General features: G+C 51.7%; 21 protein-coding genes. 12 read left to right on the forward strand and 9 right to left on the reverse strand.

Annotated features, from left to right (window positions below):
* The first annotated feature begins 47 nt into the window (after window positions 1-47).
* Window positions 48-248, forward strand: coding sequence for a hypothetical protein (locus tag BZG13_RS11575; protein ID WP_021023438.1), 201 nt, complete (start codon window positions 48-50; stop codon window positions 246-248).
* A 130-nt stretch (window positions 249-378) separates the two neighbouring features.
* Window positions 379-1542 (forward strand): DEAD/DEAH box helicase, encoded by a 1164-nt coding sequence (locus tag BZG13_RS11580; protein WP_077486767.1) that lies wholly within the window; start codon window positions 379-381, stop codon window positions 1540-1542.
* A 68-nt stretch (window positions 1543-1610) separates the two neighbouring features.
* Here the strand turns inward: BZG13_RS11580 and BZG13_RS11585 are convergent, their stop codons facing one another.
* Together BZG13_RS11585 and BZG13_RS11590 are read right to left on the reverse strand one after the other, a co-directional pair.
* On the reverse strand, window positions 1611-2237 hold the full coding sequence (locus tag BZG13_RS11585; RefSeq protein WP_077486729.1) for a DsbA family protein: 627 nt from the start codon (window positions 2235-2237) through the stop codon (window positions 1611-1613).
* Window positions 2231-3100 carry an MBL fold metallo-hydrolase gene (locus tag BZG13_RS11590; protein WP_077486730.1) on the reverse strand — a complete coding sequence of 290 codons (870 nt, stop codon included), beginning with the start codon at window positions 3098-3100 and terminating at the stop codon, window positions 2231-2233. Before BZG13_RS11590 ends, BZG13_RS11585 begins: the two co-directional genes overlap by 7 nt.
* A gap of 167 nt (window positions 3101-3267) precedes the next feature.
* Here BZG13_RS11590 and BZG13_RS11595 point away from each other — a divergent pair, with 167 nt between their 5' ends.
* Window positions 3268-4170 carry a LysR family transcriptional regulator gene (locus BZG13_RS11595; RefSeq protein WP_077486731.1) on the forward strand — a complete coding sequence of 301 codons (903 nt, stop codon included), beginning with the start codon at window positions 3268-3270 and terminating at the stop codon, window positions 4168-4170.
* A 55-nt stretch (window positions 4171-4225) separates the two neighbouring features.
* Here BZG13_RS11595 and BZG13_RS11600 read toward each other — a convergent pair whose 3' ends face one another.
* Window positions 4226-4705 (reverse strand): YaiI/YqxD family protein, encoded by a 480-nt coding sequence (locus tag BZG13_RS11600; protein WP_077486732.1) that lies wholly within the window; start codon window positions 4703-4705, stop codon window positions 4226-4228.
* Window positions 4706-4817: 112 nt separating this feature from the next.
* Complete coding sequence (locus tag BZG13_RS11605) at window positions 4818-5504, reverse strand: type 1 glutamine amidotransferase domain-containing protein (protein ID WP_077486733.1); 687 nt, start codon at window positions 5502-5504, stop codon at window positions 4818-4820.
* Between the two features lie 257 nt (window positions 5505-5761).
* On the opposite strand from BZG13_RS11605, the gene BZG13_RS11610 reads away from it, so the two are divergent.
* The 6 genes from BZG13_RS11610 to BZG13_RS11635 all read left to right on the forward strand — a co-directional run bounded on the left by BZG13_RS11610 (window position 5762) and on the right by BZG13_RS11635 (window position 12843).
* Complete coding sequence (locus BZG13_RS11610; RefSeq protein ID WP_077486734.1) at window positions 5762-6304, forward strand: copper resistance protein NlpE; 543 nt, start codon at window positions 5762-5764, stop codon at window positions 6302-6304.
* Between the two features lie 447 nt (window positions 6305-6751).
* A complete protein-coding gene (gene doeA, locus BZG13_RS11615; protein WP_077486735.1) occupies window positions 6752-7939 on the forward strand; it encodes an ectoine hydrolase DoeA in 1188 nt (395 codons plus the stop codon).
* 156 nt (window positions 7940-8095) lie between these two features.
* A complete protein-coding gene (gene doeB, locus BZG13_RS11620) occupies window positions 8096-9091 on the forward strand; it encodes a N(2)-acetyl-L-2,4-diaminobutanoate deacetylase DoeB (protein WP_077486736.1) in 996 nt (331 codons plus the stop codon).
* A gap of 10 nt (window positions 9092-9101) precedes the next feature.
* Window positions 9102-9590, forward strand: a complete 489-nt coding sequence (locus tag BZG13_RS11625) for an Lrp/AsnC family transcriptional regulator (protein ID WP_069363120.1) — start codon at window positions 9102-9104, stop codon at window positions 9588-9590.
* A 257-nt stretch (window positions 9591-9847) separates the two neighbouring features.
* Window positions 9848-11407 (forward strand): NAD-dependent succinate-semialdehyde dehydrogenase, encoded by a 1560-nt coding sequence (locus BZG13_RS11630; RefSeq protein ID WP_077486737.1) that lies wholly within the window; start codon window positions 9848-9850, stop codon window positions 11405-11407.
* 32 nt (window positions 11408-11439) lie between these two features.
* Window positions 11440-12843: an aspartate aminotransferase family protein gene (locus tag BZG13_RS11635; RefSeq protein ID WP_077486738.1), complete on the forward strand. Its 1404-nt coding sequence runs from the start codon at window positions 11440-11442 to the stop codon at window positions 12841-12843.
* 77 nt (window positions 12844-12920) lie between these two features.
* Here BZG13_RS11635 and BZG13_RS11640 read toward each other — a convergent pair whose 3' ends face one another.
* The 3 genes from BZG13_RS11640 to BZG13_RS11650 form a co-directional block, all read right to left on the reverse strand.
* Window positions 12921-14465: a BCCT family transporter gene (locus BZG13_RS11640; RefSeq protein ID WP_077486739.1), complete on the reverse strand. Its 1545-nt coding sequence runs from the start codon at window positions 14463-14465 to the stop codon at window positions 12921-12923.
* A 184-nt stretch (window positions 14466-14649) separates the two neighbouring features.
* A complete protein-coding gene (locus tag BZG13_RS11645) occupies window positions 14650-15081 on the reverse strand; it encodes a hypothetical protein (protein WP_077486740.1) in 432 nt (143 codons plus the stop codon).
* A 160-nt stretch (window positions 15082-15241) separates the two neighbouring features.
* Window positions 15242-15541 carry a DUF6916 family protein gene (locus BZG13_RS11650; RefSeq protein ID WP_077486741.1) on the reverse strand — a complete coding sequence of 100 codons (300 nt, stop codon included), beginning with the start codon at window positions 15539-15541 and terminating at the stop codon, window positions 15242-15244.
* Window positions 15542-16485: 944 nt separating this feature from the next.
* Between BZG13_RS11650 and BZG13_RS11655 the strand changes: the two genes are divergently transcribed.
* From BZG13_RS11655 to BZG13_RS11665, 3 genes are all read left to right on the forward strand, one after another.
* Window positions 16486-17091, forward strand: coding sequence for a TetR/AcrR family transcriptional regulator (locus BZG13_RS11655; RefSeq protein WP_077486742.1), 606 nt, complete (start codon window positions 16486-16488; stop codon window positions 17089-17091).
* 203 nt (window positions 17092-17294) lie between these two features.
* Window positions 17295-18452, forward strand: coding sequence for an iron-containing alcohol dehydrogenase (locus tag BZG13_RS11660; RefSeq protein ID WP_077486743.1), 1158 nt, complete (start codon window positions 17295-17297; stop codon window positions 18450-18452).
* A gap of 76 nt (window positions 18453-18528) precedes the next feature.
* Window positions 18529-19551, forward strand: coding sequence for an NADP-dependent oxidoreductase (locus BZG13_RS11665; protein ID WP_077486744.1), 1023 nt, complete (start codon window positions 18529-18531; stop codon window positions 19549-19551).
* 88 nt (window positions 19552-19639) lie between these two features.
* On the opposite strand, the gene BZG13_RS11670 is transcribed toward BZG13_RS11665, so the two are convergent.
* Window positions 19640-20575, reverse strand: coding sequence for an aminoimidazole riboside kinase (locus BZG13_RS11670; RefSeq protein ID WP_077486745.1), 936 nt, complete (start codon window positions 20573-20575; stop codon window positions 19640-19642).
* Between the two features lie 27 nt (window positions 20576-20602).
* Window positions 20603-22036, reverse strand: a complete 1434-nt coding sequence (locus tag BZG13_RS11675; protein WP_077486746.1) for a sucrose-specific PTS transporter subunit IIBC — start codon at window positions 22034-22036, stop codon at window positions 20603-20605.
* Between the last annotated feature and the right edge of the window lie 116 nt (window positions 22037-22152).

Below are 22152 nucleotides of genomic sequence, written 5' to 3' on the forward strand. Positions count from 1 at the left end.
CTTTGTACATACTGATATGTAATTTAGTTACACATAAGGAGCGTGTTATGTTATCAGCCATTAAGGAACTGTTTACCCCTCACAAAGACTATGCAGGTCGACACATTGATGCTGTTATCGACCGGTTAGCGGCGCAAACAGGGACAGAAGCCCATGCTTGGTCTTATCTCCGAGAGCAAGCTGTGTATGAGAATACATTAAACGGCATGCGTATTTACCCGCATGAGCTGAGAAAGTACGCGGCCTAGAACAGATTGCACTCAGGACAACAGCAGATTTTACGTCGTGTGGATGTGGGGTTCGTGCTAGACTCCACGCCATTCAGTGTCTCCACCCTTTTTATGGGTGGGCGCGCGTTCATTGTTTGTTGAGTTTGCCATGCCATTTAAAAAACTGGGGTTAAGCGCCCCGCTTTGCCAAGCCATTGCCCAACGCGGCTATACCATCCCCACGCCAATTCAAGCCAAAGCCATTCCGATCATCCAACAAGGCCATGATCTGATTGCCGCTGCGCAAACAGGTACCGGGAAAACCTCAAGTTTTATCTGGCCCATTATCGATAAGTTGTGTGCCGGTGAAGCGGGACGCAAAAAGCGCGCTCGCGCATTGGTGATTGCTCCAACAAGAGAGTTGGCCTTGCAAGTCGCCGAAAGCGCCCGCCAAGATACGCAGTTTACCGCACTTAAAACCTTAGCGATGGTTGGCGGCATGGACGAGCAGGCACAAAAGCAAGCCTTGATCGAGGGCGTCGACATTTTGGTCGCCACGCCAGGGCGCCTACGCGATTTACTCAGCCAACGAGCCGTCTATCTAGATGAAGTAGAAGTGCTGGTGCTGGATGAAGCCGATCGCATGCTCGATATGGGCTTTATTGATGCAATTCAAAACATTCTCGACCGCTTACCGGCAAGCACGCAATGCCTGCTGTTTTCTGCCACCTTGTCTAATAAAGTGCGCGATCTAGCCAAAGCGACCATTGGCGATGAAGGCAAAGAAATCAGCATTGCCGCACGAGATGCCTCGAAAGACAACATTACTCAGTGGTGTATTCCAGTCGATAAAGATAAAAAATCCGCACTGCTTAGCCATTTGATTAAAGAAAATGGCTGGACGCAGGCATTAATTTTTATCGAAACCAAACACGGCGCTGCCAAACTCGCCACCCAGTTAGAAAAACGGGGCATTGCCGCTGAAGCGTTTCACAGTGGACGCAGCCAAGCCGTGCGGACCCAATTGCTGGAAGACTTTAAAAACGGTGACATCCAATTTTTAATTGCAACCGGTGTTGCCGCACGCGGCATTGATATTGAGTCGCTCGAGCGCGTAGTCAATTACGATCTACCCTTCCCAGCCGACGAGTACGTACACCGGATTGGCCGTACTGGCCGTGCCAGTGCTCAAGGCGAAGCGATTTCTTTGGTATCAAAAGACAACACCAAAAATTTGCGTATGATTGAAGCACGTCTCGGGCACCCACTTGAACGTCGCATCATCGAAGGCTTTGAGCCCAAAAAGCCGGTGCCGCTAACTGCGCCCAAGTGACGAATGCGTAGACAATGATTGCAACAAAATAAAAACGGCGAGCCTGGTGCTCGCCGTTTTTGTTTGCTTTATGCCTGAGTCAGTGTTTGCCACAGCGCCTGCCATGCGTCTGGGCGGCGATAGTATTGGCTCACTGTGATGGCTTGCCATTGACCGTTTTGCTCCACCAGCATGGATGGAAAACCGCGTAAGCCATGCGCTGCCATCAATTGACGGGTTTGATTCACCGCAGGCATCACGTCATTTTCGGCGCGATTCATCGCCTGTTGCCAAGCCTCTGCCGCTATCCCCATCTCACTGGCAAGCTCTGCGAGCGTGTCAGCGTCATAGACGGAGCGACCTTGCTGATAATGGCCACGCTGGATGCGTTTCAGCATCTCTGCACCCTGACCATCAAGCTGCTGGGCAGCGAGGATGGCTTGCGCGGTAATAAAGGAGTCCAAAATTACCGGCTGGTCGCTTGCCACACGGTCAAGATAGGCTTGACCAAATGTCTGTCCGGTTTGATCGGCAATGGTTTGATCTGCCTTCAAAATGTGTTGACGAAAGCTGTCTTCAATCGGCGCACGCTCACGCATACCACCTGGATGARGCTGCAAGTTAATCTCAGGGTTGTTACTCAGGCTTTCTATCAAGGTGGCGGCGCCGAAGCACCAGCCACACATTGGGTCAAAAACATAGTGGACGTTTACCATTCCATCTCTCCCATGTGCACTTTCGCACCAATTTCCAAAGCCATCGGCAAACCCGCTTTCGGATATTTCGCTTGCATGGTTTTAATCAGCTCAGCACTGTCTTTGCTGTTGGCTTTCGCCTCGGCAAAGTCTTGGAAATACTGCTGGGCAAAGGTAATGGTGTCAGCGTTTAGTGCCGTGCCTGCTTTCATATGGCCTGGGATCACCACTTCAGGTTTCAGTGCTGCCATTTCTTCTAGTTGTGCGGCCCAACCTTCACGTGCGTGATCAGATTGTGCGTCTGCCATCCAAAGGTGAACATTGCCATACACAGCGACGTTACCCAGGATCGCCTTGTTGGCTGGGATCCAAAGATACGGACGGTGCGCCAACTCGCCTTTCGCGCCGCGAATTTCAATTTTACGGCCATCCAGTGTCAGTGATGAACGGGTATAAGCAGCTGGCACCACAGGGTTTTGCGGGGCATTGTCACCCATTTTGGGGGCCCAAAATGCCATTTTTCCATCCAGTTTTTCTGCAATCGTGGCGCGCACTGCCGGTGTGGTRATCACTTTTGCGTCAGGAAACATGTCGTGCAGCACTTCCGCACCAAAGTAGTAATCTGGGTCAGCTTGGCTAATAAAGATAGTGGTCAGCTCTTTCCCAGAGTCCAACACTTTAGCGGCAATACGTAGCGCGTCTGCTTTAGTAAAGCCCGTATCAACCACCATGGCTTCGGTTTCGCCATACACCAAGGTTGAGTTTACGTGGAAGCTGTTACCATCTGCGTTATACACGTCTAGGTTCAAGGGTTCAGCATTATTAGCTGCCATTGCGCTACCGGTCAGTAATAAAGAGGCAGCTAGGGTTTTTATCAATTTCATCGTCGTGCTCCATTGTTTGCATTCATTGTTGAGATGCTGCGCAGTTTACGGGCTCGACTTGTTCAGATATATAGCTAATAATTTACATCATTATTTCACAATTCGAGCATGTAAACGGGTCGTATCGTGTTATGAACGGCTAGCTCTTAAGCAAAGATGAGATTGACATGGACACACTGACTGCCGCCCGCGTATTGATTGATGTAGCCCTTACGCAAAGTTTCACCGCCACTGCCGATCGGCTCGAGATGTCGCGCCCGATGGTGACTCGCCATGTCGAAGCGCTGGAAGACTGGTTAGGCGTGCGTTTATTGCAGCGCACCACGCGCAAAGTATCGTTAACCTCCGCTGGCGAGCAAAGCCTGCCACAACTGGAACAATGGGTTGAGCAAGCCAATGCTTTGACACAGCAATGGCAGCAAGAGGCGGGCTTAACTGGCAAAGTGCGGGTGGCGACTAGTATGTCGTTTGGTTTTGCGCAATTAATCCCCGCGGTAAAGCCCTTTATGGCCGCTCATCCCGGCGTCGATGTGGATATTGAGGTGCAGGATAAAGCGGTCGATTTAATTGCGGAACGGATTGATATTGCCATCCGCATTGCGTCCAACCCGGATCCCTCCCTAATTGGTCGCCCGATCGCCGCGTGTGATTCCGTCTTGGTGGCGGCACCGGATTATTTAGCCGCCCATACACCAATCCGCTCACCAGACGATCTCACCGCGCATAGCTGTCTCAGTTACAAACAATTTGATCGGCCAATTTGGCATTTAGACAAAGGTGAGGAACACGCCGCAGTTGAGGTGCAAGGTAAGCTGTCTGCCAACGAGGCGACAACCTTACTCAGTGCCGCCATTCAGGGAATGGGCGTGAGCATGCAGCCGGTATATCTGGCTCATAGTGCCATTGCGCGAGGTCAGCTGGAAGTCGTGCTCCCCGATTGGCAACCCAAGGCAATGGATATCTACGCCTTGTATCCGTCACGTCGCAACCAGCCACCGGCGGTGCGTGCGCTGCTGGATGCGCTGATTGCCCACTTCGCCAATAGCGAGTGGGCACCGGTTGCTATTTAGCCAGCAGAAAAGTTAAGTGAGAAAAGCTATTTAGTAAGAGAAAAAGCGCGCCGGCTTAATCAGACGATTTTGCTCGCGCAGCATGATAACGCTGGGCTTTAACCAGCCATTTATCAAGCTGATTGGCAAAGGCTTGTTTTTGCTGCGGACCAAGCGGAGCAGGCCCACCTGTGTGCACACCGCTACTGCGCATGGTTTCCATAAAATCACGGATATTAAGCCGGGCGCGGATGTTTTCTTTGGTCAGCAATTCGCCGCGGGTGTTAATCACTGTCACGCCCTTTTCAATCACTTCATCCGCCAACGGAATGTCTTGGGTGATCACCAAATCGCCCGCCTCTGCCTCGGCAACAATTTGGTTGTCCGCCACATCAAAGCCCTTTTCTACCTGACGTGCGCTAGCATAAGGCGACGGCGGTAAACGAATAAACTGGTTGGCAATAAAGGTGGCTTGAATCTGTGTTCGGTGCGCCGCGCGCACAATCATCTCGCGCATCGCGACCGGACAAGCGTCCGCATCTACCCATATTTGCATGCTGGCTCTCTTAGCTTTTGCGTCAATGCCTGCATTAAACCGCATCATCTTTATAAAAGCCAAAAAAAAGCGCCGACAATTCGGCGCTTTCATCAGGAAAGTATGAGATGACTTACTTTAACAACGCCAATACCGCATTGACGCACGCTTCAGACGATACTGGGTTTTGCCCAGTGACTAGGTTGCCATCGGTGACCACAAATGAGGTAAAATCATCCGCTTTTTCGTACATACCACCGTTTTCTTTGAGCATATCCTCAACCAAGAACGGCACTACCTCAGTCAAACCAACGGCGGCTTCTTCACCATTGGTAAAGCCAGTGACACGTTTACCTTGCACCAGTGGCTCGTCGCGATCTGAACGCGTATGGCGGAACACGGCAGGGCCGTGGCATACCGCACCAACGGGTTTCCCCTGATAGTAGAAGGTCTCAATCAACTGACGTGACGTCGGGTCTTCCGCTAAGTCCCACAATGGACCGTGCCCACCAGGATAGAAAATCGCGTCGTACTCATACGCATTTACATCGCTTAGTTTGACGGTGTTATTAATCATATCTTGCAGCTCAGCGTCGCCATCAAAGCGGCGAGTCGATTCGGATTGCGCATCCTCCGCCTCGCTGTTTGGGTCAATCGGCGCCGCACCGCCGTTCGGGCTGGCAACAACGACTGTTGCTCCAGCATCTTTAAACGCGTAATAAGGGGTGGTGAACTCTTCAAGCCAAAAGCCTGTCTTGTGTCCCGTATCGCCCATGGCATCGTGAGATGTCAGCACCATCAAAATTTTGTGTTGTTGCATCATCGCTCCTTCTTGTCACGCGTTTGGGTAGTATTTGCTTGGTTTTCATTGAGTAGACTAACAAGACATGAGTGTTAACGTAAAAGGTGGTCGCTTAGATCACTCTCATCAGTTGACGGTTTTTTACGTTTATTGTCTAACGCTGACCTAATGTTAGCGCAATAATGACACCCAAGCGCAGCAAACGCCTATCATGAAGCCATTCATCGCTGGCAATCCAGCAACGTTTTAGCTTGAACACATTAAATGAGGTCCACATGAAAAAAACCTATTTACTTGCACCACTGGCACTGGTTTTCGCACTTGTCGGCTGTGAACAGCAAACCAACGAACCAAAAGAGGCGCAGTCGCAAATCGAATCTAGCCTGGACGACGCCCAAAATGCAGTGAAAGAAGGCACAGAGCAAGCGATGGATAGTGCAGAAAACGCCATCGATAGTGCAGAAGATACCGTTTCTGAAATGGTTGATCACCACAACGCTAAAACCTCACTAGACTGGAACGGTACTTACCAAGGTGTAGTGCCCTGCGCCGACTGTGAAGGTATTGATACCACACTCACACTGAACCCAGACAACACGTATTCACTCACCAAAACTTACTTGGGCAAAGAGGGAGAAGCCCTTAAAGAATCGGGCACCTTTAAGTGGGATGAAACAGGCAGTGTCGTGATCCTTGAAGGCCTGACTGACAGCCCTAACCACTTCTTTGTGGCGGAAAACCAGGTAATCATGCAAGACATGAATGGCGAAACCATCGAAGGCGACCTTGCTGAGATGTATCACCTGAAAAAGCAGTAATCTACCACCGCCATATTACGTGATAAGGGCCTAGCGCTGGCACAACCAACCAGCACTAGGCTCTTTTCTTATATTTTCTATCCCCTTCCCACGCTTTCGCGCTTCACGCCAACACTTGCCTGTCTGCACAAATTGGCAGTTTAGTGACAAATTTGTTGCTAATAAAACTTGACGGGTTTTCACTCTATGGTTTAACTCTTAAATAGAGGCGAAACAAAATCTTATCCAGTGAGCAGGCCGAACGGGCTCACTGAGCAACAGCCGCACCAGACAGTAGAGTCGCCTGGATAAGACCGCGCACCACTCGCGCTTCCTCCGTTTGTTCGATAAGAAGACCGAAAAACGGCACCTTTCTGTACCGGTAATCATACTTGATCCAAGTTTGATTACCGGTCAGTAGTACGTTTATCAGCGCCACAGTCGTGGTATTGAACAGGAGTCACGCGTATGAGCGACGTTGTATTGAAGTTCTCTCACGAAGAATACAGCGCCCGTTTAGCCAAGGTTCGCTATGCCATGGAAGAACAAGAAATCGACACCTTGTTGGTGCACGACCCCTCCAACATGGCGTGGCTTACCGGTTACGATGGCTGGTCTTTCTATGTACCTCAGTGCGTAGTGATTGGCGCAACGGGTGACCCTTTGTGGTTCGGTCGTATCCAAGACGCCAACGGTGCGCTGCGTACTGTCTACATGAGCGCTGAGTGCATCACCTACTATCCTGACCATTATGTGATGAATCCACCGCTACACCCCATGGAGTACCTTTGCAATTACGTCCTGGCAGAACGTTATTGGGATCGTGGCCGCATCGGCGTTGAGAAAGACAACTACTATTTCAGTGCCACCGCCTTTGAGTCGCTCAAAGAAAATCTACCGATGGCAACGCTGGTCGATACGACTGGGCTGGTTAACTGGTGTCGCGCGGTCAAATCCGATCAAGAGCTCACGTACATGCATACGGCCGCCCGCATCGTGGAGAACATGCACCGCGTCGCCTTTGAGATGATCGAGCCCGGCTTGCCCAAGCACCTACTGGTGGCCGAAATCAATAAACACGCGGTGGTCGGCCACGATGGTCACTTTGGGGATTATGCCGCGATCGTGCCGATGTTACCCTCGGGCGGTGATGCGGCAGCGCCTCACTTAACGTGGGATGATCGTCCGTTTAAACGGGGAGAAGGGACCTTTTTCGAAATCGCCGGGGTGCATCGCCGCTATCACTGCCCACTCTCTCGCACTATCTTCTTAGGAGAGCCGGGCTATGAATTCTTGCGTGCTGATGAGGCTTTACAGGCCGGTCTCGAAGCAGGTCTCGCGGTCGCCAAGCCTGGCAACACATGCGGAGACATTGCCAACGCCCTCAACGATGCCTTGTTACGCTATGGGTTTGATCGAGAAGGCGCGCGCTGTGGCTATCCGATAGGATTAAGCTATCCACCCGATTGGGGCGAGCGCACCATGAGCTTGCGCCCAAGCGATCAGACGATGCTGCGTGAGGGAATGACCTTTCACTTTATGCCAGGGTTGTGGATGAAAGACTGGGGTATCGAAACCACAGAAAGCATTGTGATCACCCGCGATGGTGCGCAAACTTTGTGCGATCTTCCGCGCCAATTGTTTGTCAAACATTAGCTTGGTACAACGAGTCAGAAACGAGGTACCCTACTTGTGCCCTTTTCTGTTCAGCCTCGTTACTTTTTTAGCTACACTCATAAGGTGATGATTTAAAGATTAAACTTTACCCGTTTCCGCCGGATTGAGCGTCACAACAGATCACAAGGAGAGGTTATGGAACCCACCGCAATTGAAACCACCGTCGATTTTCATGCCGATGGTGTACAGCATGGCTTTCTTAAACTGCCTCATTCACACGACCAATCCGCTTGGGGCTGTGTCACCATTCCGATCACTGTGATTAAAAACGGCGAGGGAAAAACGGCTCTACTCACAGGCGGCAACCATGGGGATGAATACGAGGGCATTACTGCATTACTCAATACCTGCCACCAACTGATGCCCAGTGATATCAAAGGCCGAGTGATTATATTGCCGATGATGAACGCGCCCGCAGTAACCGCAGGCACGCGTACCTCGCCTTGGGATCAAGGCAACATGAACCGCGCTTTTCCTGGTTCACCAACCGGCAGTGTTACCGAACAAATTGCCGATTACTTCACCCGATATTTGATCCCGCAGTGCGATACGGCTTTAGACATTCACTCAGGCGGTAAAACCTTAGATCTCATTCCCTATGCGGCTTCACACCGCTTGGAGAACCTTCAACAATCCGACGCCTGTGCCGAAGGGGCTCGCCTGTTTGGTGCCCCCTATCAAGTACAAACCACTGAAATGGATGCCACCAGCATGTACGACACGGCGGTAGAGCAACAAGGGAAAGTATTTGTCACCACCGAACTGGGTGGCGGTGGCACCAGCACCCCTGAATCGATCGCGATTACCCAGCGCGGTATTCACAACTTTTTAGTGTTTTCGGGCATTCTACAAGACGATTATCGCCACCCCTCGGTCGCGCCCGTCAAACTCGAGCTACCCGATAAACAATGCTATATACAAAGTGAACACGCGGGTATTATTGAGTTCTGTGTGCACTTGGGCGAGACCATCAAAAAAGGCGATTTGATTGGTAAAGTGCATAACATCGAGCGTACTGGCACCGAGCCCGTTCCCTACTATGCCGAACGCGACGGTATTTTACTGGCCAAACGTCACTTGGGACGGATTTCCATCGGCGATACCTTTGCGGTGATTGCCGAGCCTGTTTAACGGAGGGGCCATGAAGCTGGATAAATTCGATATCAAAATCTTGCAGATCCTGCAGCAAGATGGCCGCATCACCAAATCTAACCTCGCACAGGCGATCAACCTGTCTGTGAGCCCTTGTTGGGAGCGGGTAAAACGGCTCGAGCAAGCGGGGATCATCGAGGGCTATGGCGCGCGTATCAACCCGGATGCGGTGGTGAAGTTAAATACCGTGTTAGTCGAAATCACTCTCGGCCAGCACGATGTCGACAGCTTTCAACGCTTTGAGCGCGCCATGCAAGCCTGCGACGATGTCAAAGAATGTTGGGCGACAGGCGGTGGGATAGACTATATCGTTCGCCTTGGTGTCACTGATATCGACTATTATCAGCGCCTTATCGACAGCTGGCTAACTGACGACCTTGGCATCAAACAGTACTACACCTACATCGTCACCAAGCAAGTGAAGCGCCCCTCTCTCACCTTACCGCTTGAAACGCCAGACATTGCTGCTAATGGTTAAACCAGACTTATCCTTGCTTGCGCATGCTCAATGACGCTCGCGCATGCGTTGTCAACCTCTGAGCAATACCTGTCACATTATCACGGCAAATGCCCGTTTCTCTTGTGAACAGAAAATTTTCTCCTGCTATTGCGCGGTTTCAGAAAAAATTTCGTTAATCCCGCACCTGAACAAAAAACCTCTTTTTCGTGCATTGCATACAGTAACAGTAGGCAAACGCTGATAGGCAGCGTGGCGATTTTCAATCAGGAGGGAGTATGACCGTATTCCAATCACGCGATCTTCACTACTCGGGAAGCGCAGCCAATGCATTGCGTCATGATGTCGCCGGCAAAGCCAGTTCCGACGTGCTTGCCTACCTGGACGATCAGCGTCTTTTTCGCCAGCTCGCCTATTGCAATGGTAAATGGGTGAATGGTGACTCTGATACGCCGGTGCTCAACCCCGCGACGGGCGAAGTGCTTGGTTACACCGCATCACTCAACGCCACGCAAATCAATCAAACCATTGATGACGCCGAAGCCGCTTTCCATTTGTGGCGCGCTGAGTCGGCCGAAACGCGCGCCAAGCTGTTGATGAAATGGCACGACCTCATCATGGAAAACCAACACGATCTCGCGCATCTGATGGTGCTCGAGCAAGGCAAAACACTGCGCGACGCCGAGGGTGAAGTCGAGTATGGCGCGTCGTTTATTCACTGGTTTGCCGATGAAGCCAAACGCGTGTATGGCGACACCATGCCTAGCCACATTCCCAATGCGCACCTAGCGACATTACGTGAACCTATTGGCGTGGCCGCCTTGATCACCCCATGGAATTTCCCTAATGCGATGATCACCCGTAAAGCGGCAGCGGCTCTCGCGATTGGCTGTAGTGTGATCGTCAAACCCGCAGAAGAGACACCTTTCTCAGCCCTCGCCCTAGCCGAATTGGCGGAACGTGCTGGGATCCCTGCCGGTGTATTTAACGTGGTGATGGGCGACGCCCCCATGGTCTCCACCCAGCTTTGTCAAAGTGACAACGTTAAAGCGCTAAGCTTTACCGGCTCAACACGTGTCGGTCGGTTATTGCTCGAGCAAAGTGCGCAAACCGTGAAAAAGTGTGCCATGGAGCTTGGCGGCAATGCGCCCTTCATTGTGCTGCCTGATATGGATATTCAACAAGCGGCGCGCGCGGCCATCGATGCCAAGTTCCAAACATCGGGGCAAGATTGCTTGGCCGCCAACAAAATTTTGGTGCCACGCGACAAACATCAAGCCTTTGTCGATGCCTTCGCCGCGTTGATGGATGAACTTGAAGTGGGCAATGGTTTGCTGCCCAGTACTGATATTGGCCCTCTCATTTCCGCACGGGCAGTGGACAAAGCGCAAGCAATCGTCGATGACGCCATTGCCAAAGGGGCGACCGTGATGGGCGGAAAGCTCAACCCCAACCTCGGTGAAAACTTCTTTGCGCCTACGCTTATCACCAAAGTGACGCCGGATATGTTGGTGTACCAAGAAGAAAATTTTTGCCCGGTAGCGGGCGTGATTGCCTACGACAATCTGGATGAGGCCATTGCGATGGGCAACGATACCGAGTATGGGCTCTCAGCATATGTCTACGGCAATGATATTCGTGATATTTGGCGCTGTCTGCGCGGCCTTGAAGTCGGCATGGTCAGTGTCAACTCAGTGAAAATGACCGGCCACCCGATTCCCTTTGGTGGCGTCAAACAGTCGGGCTTAGGCCGTGAAGGAAGCCGCTATGGCATCGACGAATTTAGTGAAATCAAATACTACTGTTTAGGTGGCTTGCCCACGGTGAGCGGCAGCTAATTCAGGTTTGCTGACGGATAAGGAGACTGATCATGCGTCCAGAAACAAAAGCCTTGTTAGAAAAAGACAGAAACACCGTATTCCACGCCTCAACGCACTTAAAGCAGTATGCGCATGGCGAGATGCCAGGGCGAGTGATTGAGACAGGGAAAGGCATTCGCATTACCGATTCAGAGGGCATTGAGCTGATTGACGGCTTCGCCGGGCTCTACTGCGTCAATATCGGCTATGGCCGCGAAGAAATGGCCGATGCCATCTACGATCAAGCGAAAAAGCTCGCGTATTACCACACCTATGTGGGCCACACCAACGAAGCGCTGGTGACGCTGTCGGAGCGCCTGATCAACATGGCCCCCGGCATGAGCAAAGTCTATTACGGCATGTCAGGCAGTGATGCCAATGAGTCACAGCTCAAGATTGTTTGGTACTACAACAATGCGCGTGGCAAACCTGAGAAGAAGAAAATCATCTCACGAGATCGGGGTTATCACGGCTCCAGCGTGGCATCCGGGTCACTCACGGGATTACCACTGTTCCATGCGCATTTTGATCTGCCCATTGAGCGCATCAAACACACCATGGCTCCCTACTATTATCGTCGTGAAGACACCGGGATGACCGAGCCTGAATTCGCACAACATTGTGCCGATGAACTGGAGAAAATGATCCTTGCTGAAGGCCCGGATACCGTCGCGGCGATGATTGCCGAACCGGTACTCGGCACGGGTGGCATCGTACCGCCCCCCGAGGGCTACTGGGCGGCGATTCGCAAAGTGCTGGATAAATACGATGTTCTGCTGATCGCCGATGAAGTGGTGTGTGGCTTTGGTCGTATCGGGAGTGACTTTGGCTCGATTTACTACGATATGAAGCCTGATCTGATTACCGTTGCCAAAGGGTTAACCTCTGCCTATCAACCGCTCTCCGGGGTGATGATCGGTCACCGAGTGTGGGATGTTTTGGAAGATGGTACCGATGCGTGGGGGGCGATTGGCCATGGTTACACCTACTCTGGCCACCCACTGGGCGCAGCAGCCGCACTATGTAACCTCGATATCATCGAGCGCGAGAATCTGACTCAGAACGCCGCGACCACGGGTGAATATCTGCAAATGAAAATGAAAGCCGCTTTTGCGGATCACCCATTGATTGGTGATAGCCGTGGTGTCGGTTTGCTCCATGCGCTTGAGTTTTCACCCGATCGTGCCAACCGCAGCCATTTTGACCCCAGCCTGAAAGTTGGGCCACAGGTCGCCGCCGCGTGTGTGGAGCAAGGTCTGATCGCGCGTGCCATGCCACATGGCGATATTCTTGGTTTCGCCCCACCCTTGGTAGTCACCCCTAATGAGGTGGATGAGATTGTCGCCAAAGCGCAAGTCGCTGTCGATAAGGTGATGGATAAGCTGGTCACCAGCGGACAATGGCAACCCAAATAGCGTGATGACTCCTATCCAATAAGCAAAAAAAAGCGCCGACAACGCGGCGCTTTTCTCATTAACAGGCTCAGGTCTGACTAGCTGGCAGTTGCCGGCTGTACTGCCAAGTTGGCTTCTTTTTCTTGTTGCATCCGCATCACCGCGATCGGGCCGGTAATGAAGGTAAAGGCAATCAAGAAAGACACAGGCACGGCGGTGATCACGATAAACGACTGAAGCGCATTCAAGCCACCATCGCCGGCAAGCAGAAGTACACCGGCAACCACACCCATCACAATCGCCCAGAATAGACGATGACGGCGAGTTGGCTGGTTGTCACCTGATACGGCCATCGCAATCGAGTAAGCCATCGAATCACCCGTGGTCGCCACGAAGGTGGTGGTCAGCAGCATAAAGGCTGGGATCAGAACCACGCTGTAAGGTAGCTGTGACAAGGACGCAATCAAGATCGCTGGCAAGCCCGCATCCGCCATTGGACCAGAGATGCTGCCAGGCGATTGCAACTCATAAAAGATACCCGTACCACCCAGTACTGAGAACCAGAAGTTAGTCGCAATCGGTGCACAAATAGCCACGGCGAAGATCAGCTCACGAATCGAGCGACCTTTCGAGATACGAGCAATAAAGATCGCCATCATGGGTGCAAAACCAATAAACCAACCCCAGAAGAACCAGGTCCACCATGCATTCCAGCTACCGTTATCGGTATTCAGCGCGAGGGTGTGCATGTTGTTCAGGTAGTAGCTAAAGCCTGAGCCAAACTGCTCAAAGATAAAGCCAGTTGGCCCCAGCACAATCACCACACCCAGCAATACGGCAGCGCCAATCACATTCATGCGGCTCAGCCATTGTAGGCCCTTATCCATCCCGGTAAATGCAGAGATAGAGTAAATCGCCACGACGGCAGCCAGAATCAGCATCTGCATTGGCATGGTGTTTTCGATACCGGCAAAGCTTTCTAGGCTGTAGCCAAGCTGGGTCGCCAGAAAGCCGATTGGGCCAATGGTACCGGCAGCGACCGCAATGATAGAGCAAGCATCAATCACAGAGCCTAACCAGTGATTTTCCAGCTTGTCCCCAAGTAGCGGATACAACAACGCACGAGGGCGCATGCGCACACCCGCTTGGTGGTGGGCATACATCAGCACGATGGTTGCCAAGGTGCCTAACACGGCCCAGGCTAAAAAGCCCCAGTGGAAAAAGCTTTGGCTCAGTGCGGGGGCGACGGTATCCATTACACCCGCTTCCATGTCACCTAACGCCGGCGGCGGGGTCATGAAGTGATAGATAGGTTCCGCGGCTGACCAGAATACACCACCACCCGCAAGTAGGGTGCACATGATCATCGCAACCCAACGGAAACGACTCATCGAGACAGTATCCGTGGCGCCAAGTTTTAATTTACCAAATTTACTGCCGCCAATCGCGAGCGCCAGTACAAAATTGATCACCATTAACCACTGCCACCAGTAACCAAAAAGGTTGGCAGACTCAGAAAATAGAGACTGGATAACAGAAGAGAAGTGTTTCAGGTCAAACAAGGCAAAGGCAAGGAAGACAGCAACAAAGCCGATGGTAAATACGGCAACGAGACGGTCATTATTTTGTGTAGATTTAAGCATTAGTTCGCTCACAAGGTGTGTGAGGGAGGAGACTCTATCAGTGTGGCGAATGAATGACCAGAACRAATTGTTACAGTCAAAGAAGGAAAAAACGTGACAAGTATCACCTATTCAGTCATGGCGGGGGCTGAATAGGAATATGACATTTTTGTTAAGTGGACAAAACTTACCCAACACTGTTTTGTCACGCTGGCGCTTTCGATTTCTCTGTCTTACTCGTCTTACCCGTTTCGAGCACTTTTTTATGCAACACCACGGTGGCGCGATACAATTTAGGATGAACCTGTGACTCGCCTTTTTTTGCGCGATTACACGCCGAAATCACTGCCGCGGTGATGCAAGCGGCCACTTTCATCTGACCAAGTTGATAGGCATAGTTGGCAACTTTAATCGCCATAAAAATCGATTGGTCGCTGTATTTGTAATTACGGGCGGCGAATTTCTCAAAGCGGAGAAAGTCTTTGTGATAACCCTTAAGAATGCGATTCACGTGGCGATCGTAATAATTTTTATACTTGGCGTAGCTCCCTTTAGGGTTGCTCGCCATAATGTCTCTTACCCAAACAAACGATTGCAGCTGTTCTTTTTCAAATAAGCCACTCAGCCAGGCAAACATATGACCTCCCTACTGCTAGCTTAGCGGCCTTATTCTACTCAATTTCCATGACTAATCTACGAAAAGGGAAAAGTAACTTATTGACTGGCGGTTATTTAATCAGTGTTGGTCGCTAACTACCACGAGGCCCAATGGGCAACCGCGAGCGACCACAGAACGATTAGGCTTGCGTGTTGATGTTGATGGTATAGGTGGCATCGCCCGCGGGAAGCATATGTAGGATTTGCTCGCCAAGCGCTGGATGGGTAAGCAGGTAATTGCCTTGCGGAAAGCGGGTGTCTTCCGGCCCTTTCAATACCAGGCTGAAGTTTTCTACCGCCTGCCCGCCCGCCTCATCACCGTGGCCAGGATGAGTGTCGACACGCGCCAGCGTCATTGCATATTCCGTATCCGTTCCATCAATGAGCGTGATCGTTTCATTAATCAATTCATTGACATGCTGGAAAGATAGTACATTCATCGTCCCTCCCGCGCCCCTGTTTGGGTCAATGCGCTTGTGAAAGCTTTACTGATAAGATTAGATGAAAAATTCGACAATGCACAATAGCTTAGTGATTTTTTCAATCGCTTAGAACGACAAAAGGCAACCCGATGGTTGCCTGACTCACGCTTGATTATGCTGACCCAGCCGTTTTAACTTGGCGGGTCTTATTGGACTTCGTTTTGTAGTAATACCACAAACGTCTGCTTTTATTGTTCATCGAACACCTCTCTACCAGATTAATGAACGATATTAATGCCAAGCGCCGAATGCGGCGCTACGTCACAGTCTTATATTATTTCGAATCGGAAAGCAAATTCGATCACCGTCAGGCAGCGAATTGGCAAGTTCTTGATTCAAAAAGACAATGCACGAGCCGTTAAGCACATAACAGGGAGCGTGGATACACCGTCAGCCACAGGGCGAGAAAACACTCGGCTTAGGGTATTACGTGCATATGCAATGCGTCAGGCGCTAGGCCCAAAAAAGAGAAAGCCGCTCTGCTGAGCGGCTTCGAGATGCATTCCTTGTTGGTTGTTGGTCAATGAAACGCTTTTTACGTTGCCCCGTGTGCTCACTACGTTGAGCGTCCTTACCGCATGGTCTTGTGTTAATGGCCTGGCTGGCGGCTAACAAGGTGTCGTCATGGGCGCCTGACATTAACGGGGTCTTAACTCATTAAGGCGCGTCACTGCGCGCTAATCATCTACCAAATTGTGTGTCAGCTCGGCTTACTCTTTCAGTAAAGCACACGGTTGCCACTGTGCCACTGCGTGCCGTTCAAATTGTGAACAACGTAATAAATCTGACATCAACTGGGATTGCGCACAGCATACCGGCCCAATTTATGCCAGCGAACCGCGCCAAAATAAAAATTTCCCGCACCACTAGACGACCGGTCTAATTTTAATTATGCTGCCCACATGAAATCGAGCAGCACCCAAGAAAACAGCAGCCACAATGCGACCCACCAACATTTGTTGGAAACGGGCGTGAGCGTGATGGCGCAATTTGGCTTTAGTGGCGTCGGCCTTAGTGCAATACTAAAACAAGCTGGCGTGCCCAAGGGTTCCTTCTACCATTATTTCGCGTCGAAAGAGCAATTCGGCCAAGCAGTGTTGGATCACTATTTTGCTTGCTACATTGCCGATGTGAATCGCCTGCTGACCGATAAGGCAGTCTCTCCCATTGTGCGGGTCCACAACTACTTTAGCCGTTGGCAAGCGCAATACTGTAGCTTAGATCCGGTGCAAACTTGCTTAGTAGTAAAGCTGAGTGCAGAAGTGGCTGATTTATCCGAGCCAATGCGGCTGGCACTGCGCGATGGCACCGACCAATTAATTGGCCGTTTGGCTGATACCCTGGCACAAGCGCGTGATGTCTTTGACGATAAAACCGCACTGACCACCGCTACGACCTTGTATCAGTTGTGGCTGGGTGCCAGCTTACTAACCAAGCTGCATCGTAACGACAGTCATCTCGCGCAAGCGATGACTATCACCGAAGAAAAGCTCGGGCTGATCGATTAACGGCGCTTTGCTGTATCAAGCATCGCTTCAACAACAAGTTAATACCCGATGCGTGGCACTCGCGACGGCACTCGTTGTTAGCGTACAGCCACCATCTACTAAAAACCCGCTTTGGCGGGTTTTTAACCGGCACTCACTAGACGACCGGTCTAATTTAAATAAACGCTTGATACCATCAAGCACAATAAAAGGAAGGATGAGCAATGAACAACTTTGAGTTCTACAATCCCACACGTATCGTTTTTGGCGAAGGTAAGATTGCCGAGCTGGATCGGCTCATCCCGGCCGATGCAAAAGTGTTGATTCTTTTCGGCGGCCAAAGTGCACGTAAAACCGGCACCTTGGATGAAGTCGAACAAGCGCTAGGGCAACGTCAATTTGGCCTATTTGGTGGCATTGAACCCAACCCGCGCTATGAGACCTTGATGAAGGCGGTCGAGAAAGTCGGCGCTGAAGATTATGACTACCTCCTCGCCGTGGGCGGTGGCTCAGTGATTGATGGCACCAAATTCGTGGCCGCGGCGGCGAAATATGACGGCGACGCATGGGACATTCTCACCAGCATGGGTGGCAAAGTAGAAGCAGCGCTGCCATTTGGCGCCGTGCTCACCTTGCCTGCTACCGGCTCTGAGATGAACAAAGGCTCGGTGGTGACCCGTGAATCGATGCAAGCGAAACTGCCGTTTATGAGCGAGTTGGTCTTCCCGCAGTTCTCAGTGTTGGATCCGGTGAAAACCTACACCCTACCGATTCGCCAAGTGGGTAACGGTGCGGTGGATGCGTTTGTTCACGTGGTTGAGCAATACCTCACCTATCCAGCCCATGCTCCGGTACAAGACCGCTTTGCTGAAGGCCTGCTACAAACCTTGGTTGAGTTGGGCCCACAAGCACTGGAAACACCAGAAGATTACAATGTGCGTGCGAGTCTGATGTGGACAGCCACCTTAGCGCTTAACGGCTTGATTGGCGTGGGTGTACCGCAAGACTGGTCAACTCATATGCTGGGGCACGAGCTCACAGCCCAACATGGCTTAGACCACGCACAAACCCTTGCTGTTGTGCTGCCTGCGATGCTCAATGAGAAGTTTGAGCAAAAACAGGCCAAGCTCGCACAATTTGCTGAGCGTGTTTGGCATATTGACCAAGGCAGCGACGCCGAGAAAGCCAAATTAGCGATCGAGAAAACACGCGACTTTTTCGAACGCATGAACGTAAAAACGCGCATGAGCGATTACGATCTGGATGAAACCGCGATTGAGCCCTTGATTGAAAGCCTGACTCAACACGGCATGACCCAACTCGGTGAACATGGCGATGTTACCCCGGACGTTTGCCGTCGCGTGCTTCAAGCCGCGCTGTAATCGCCGGTTTATTTCATTGCTATTTTGAGGCGCGCTGAATCAGCCGCCTCTTTTCCCAACATCAAGGGAGGAACTAATGTCAGCATTAACCAATCAACGTTTTGTTCTCGCATCGCGCCCGGTTGGCGCGCCCACTGCCGAGAACTTTCGCTTAGAAGAAGCCGCCATTCCCGCTCTGGGCAACCAAGATGTACTGATTGAAAATCATCACCTATCGATTGACCCTTACATGCGCGGCCGAATGAGTGATGCCAAATCATACGCTGAACCCGTAGCCATTGATGGCCTAATGGTCGGCGCCACCGTGGGTAAAGTGCTGGAATCTAACCACGCCGATTACCAGGCCGGCGATTGGGTACTGGCTTATAAAGGCTGGGAAACCCATTCTGTCGTCGATGGCGATACCCAGCTTAAACTTAACCCTGATCTCGCGCCGGTTTCATACGCGCTTGGGATCTTGGGGATGCCCGGCTTCACCGCCTACATGGGCTTATTAGATATCGGCCAGCCCAAAGAAGGCGATACCCTTGTCGTCGCCGCCGCTACCGGCCCCGTTGGTGCGACTGTGGCACAAATCGGTAAGCTGAAAGGCTGCCGCGTGGTGGCGATTGCCGGTGGCGAAGACAAGTGCCAATACGCTCGTGAACATCTCAGTGTTGATGCGTGTATTGACCACAAAGCCGATAACTTTGCCGAGCAGCTTGCCGACGCCTGCCCGCAAGGCATTGATGTCTACTTTGAAAACGTCGGCGGCAAGGTGTTTGATGCGGTGATGCCACTGCTTAATACAGGGGCACGTATTCCCGTGTGTGGCTTGGTGTCACAGTACAACAACACCGCCCTGCCAGAAGGCCCAGATCGCCTTTCGCAACTGATGGGCACCATCTTGGTCAAGCGCCTCACCGTAAAAGGTTTCATTATCTTTGACGACTACGCGCACCGTTATCCTGAATTCGCTCACGACATGGCCAAATGGGTCGGTGAAGGCCAAATCCATTACCGTGAACACGCGGTCGATGGCTTTGAGCAAGCGCCCCAAGCACTGATTGATGTACTTGAAGGCCGCAACTTCGGCAAGATGGTCGTCAATATTAAATAAAGCCCACACGCTTTATTTCGCAATCCCGAAAACCCTGCCTCCCCCTTAGCGATGGATAGCTAAGGGGGTTTTTCTTCTTCGCGTTCGTCTATTCTGCTTGCAACTGCAACGCCGTGGGCAAGGCGGTCATTGCGCCTTTTGCTGTGGTGGCCAGTGCGCCACAGCGGTTGCCTTGACGCACAGCTTCCGTTACCGCCTCTGGCGACTGCCAGTCGGGCAACTTGGCAAGGGCTGCCAATAAGCCGCCCATAAACGCATCACCAGCACCCGTGGTATCCACGACCTTGGCAGGTGTTGTCGCCACCTGCCAAACCGTCTGATAGAACGCGACTCGCGCGCCTTCACTGCCTTGTGTCACCACCCATAACGACACATTGGGTGCGTGCTCGGCTAACGCTGCTAACCTTGCTTTCACTGAGTGCGGATCGGTAATGAAGGGCTTAGTCAGTAAGGCAAGTTCCTCGTCAGACACTTTAACCACGTCCGCCAGCGGCAAGGCTTGCCACACGACCTCTAGCATTTGCGCCTCGCTTTGCCACAGATCCTCACGCAAATTGGGATCAAAACTGACAAAGCCACCATTATCCCGACACGCTTGCATGGCGCCGAGCGTGGCCGATCGCGAGGGTTCGTTAGCTAACGAAATGGAGCAAGCATGCAACCACTGCCCTTTTTCGAACAGTGGGAAGTCGTAAGGCTGCACAAACTGATCGGCACTGGGTTTGACCATAAAGGTGAAGCTGCGCTCGCCTTCATCGTCCAACTCGACCAACACGGTTGAGGTGCGTTGCGCTTTATCGCGATGCATAAACGCAATGTCTACGCCTTCATCGGCCAACGTGGTTTGCATAAAACGCCCCAGCGGATCGCCGCCCACTCGGCCAATAAAGCCGGTTTCACCGCCCAGTCGAGCAATCGYCACCGCAACATTGGCGGGTGCACCACCCGGACATTTTAGGTAATGGCTTTCACCATCAGGGATCAAATCCACCACCGCATCACCGGTGACCCATACCTTGTTCATCACACTTGCTCCTCGTTTCACGCTCGATTAGGTCGCTGCAGCTTGTGCATATTTTTTACGCGCACCCAGCACATAGGTCACGGAAAACGCTACAACAAAGGCAATCGCCATACCAATGATATAAGGCACCACACCGTCAGGACGGATAGAAATGATCCCTGGCAGCCCCGCGGCACCCAATGCTTGCGCTTTCACTTTAAAGAAGGTGACAAACGCGCCCGCGCAGGTTGCCCCTACCAGCGCCCCGATAAACGGATAACGATATTTTAGGTTAATACCAAACATCGCCGGTTCAGTGATGCCAAGCAGAGCCGTGACACCCGCCGGCATCGCAATCCCTTTCGCTTTCACATCCGCGGTTTTCAGCCCAAACGCCAAACAAGCAGCGCCTTGTGCCACATTCGACATCGCGGCAATTGGGAAGATAAAGGTACCGCCGGTGACCGCAATGTCTGCCAACAGTTGGGTTTCAATCGCGATAAAGCTGTGGTGCATCCCGGTGATCACAAACGGCGCATACACAAACCCGAACAACGCACCGCCAAGCATCCCAGCCGATTCATACACCCAGTTAAGACCATCGCCGAGCAAAAAGCCGAGATCACGGGTAAATGGACCCACCAGGGTAAAGGTGATCAGGCCGGTGATAAAAATGGCCAGCAACGGGGTCAGCAAGTTATCCAGCACCGAGGGAATAATACGACGTAAGCCTTGCTCGACTTGCGCCAAAATATAGGTAGCAACCAGCACAGGCAGTACTGAGCCTTGATAACCGACTTTTTCGATCTCAAAACCAAAGATTTCCCACACCGGAATATCACCAGACACCGCGGCACCGCCAAAGCCCCAGCCGTTAAGCAGATCAGGGTGCACCATTAACATCCCCAGTGCCGCGCCCAAAAAGGGGTTAGCGCCAAATTTTTTACTGGCTGAAAACGCCAGCAGTACCGGCAAGAACACAAATGGCGCATTGGCGAAGGTATTGATCATATTGGCCAAGTCGCCCATTTGTGGGTAGGCCTCAATCAAAGATTTGCCATCAATAATCAAGCCCGGCGCAGTCAGGATATTGAAAATCCCCATCAGCAAACCACCGGCGACGATGGCTGGAATAATGGGAACAAAAATATCTGACAGCCCTTTCACCGCGCGTTGTAGCCAATTTTGCTTTTCAGCGCCAGCCGCCGCCACGTCTTTCGACGACATGTCTGACTGGCCCGTTAACTTGCTGAATTCGGCATAAACATTATTGACAATGCCCGAGCCAAAAATGATCTGTAACTGACCGCTGACTTGGAATTGGCCTTTCACACCTTCAATCGATTCAATCGCGCTTAAATCCGCCAAGTTATCATCATGGAGTGCGAGTCTTAGCCGCGTGGCACAGTGTGCCGCCGCTGCGATGTTTTCTTTTCCACCCAGTTTATCGAGTAGTTGTTGTGCTACTGCTTGGTAGTTCATGGCTACTTCCCCTGCACGCTCTCACCGTCTTTGCCACCGTCACTTTTATTTTCGTGTGGCGTCACACGCTCCACATTTTCGGGAACGATCCCGAAAATGATGTGCTGAATCCTGTA

It is taken from the genome of Salinivibrio sp. ML323 (assembly GCF_001995745.1).
GTDB lineage: Bacteria > Pseudomonadota > Gammaproteobacteria > Enterobacterales > Vibrionaceae > Salinivibrio > Salinivibrio kushneri.